General features: G+C 32.0%; 1 protein-coding gene. It reads right to left on the bottom strand.

The genetic code is table 11. From position 1 onward, the window contains the following. Positions 1-284 (bottom strand): hypothetical protein (locus ACTG7Q_RS10905; RefSeq protein WP_439243813.1); only part of this gene is annotated, 284 nt, incomplete at both ends.

Genomic DNA, 284 nt, shown 5'->3' with positions numbered 1-284 from the left:
TTTTCGTATGATTTTCTACACCCTGTATGTTAAAAAAATCACAATTCAGTTGTTGCTTAGAAAAAACAAACCATGTTTCTTTCGTGGATGGCTCCTCTACATCGTAATAAACATAAATCATCACATGTAAAATATCACCTGTTTTCAACGTCAATCTATAAGGTGTGGCTTTACTCTCACCGCTGTAACAATAGTCACGTGATATATCAACCTTAGCCTCATTTTTATTTAGCTGCAGCAAATTATAAAATTGTTTTTGAGTGACAAAATTATAGGCTTTATTA

This window comes from Lonepinella sp. BR2474 (assembly GCF_051851555.1).
Lineage (GTDB): Bacteria > Pseudomonadota > Gammaproteobacteria > Enterobacterales > Pasteurellaceae > Lonepinella.
This window is presented reverse-complemented; position numbering and strand designations above follow the sequence as displayed.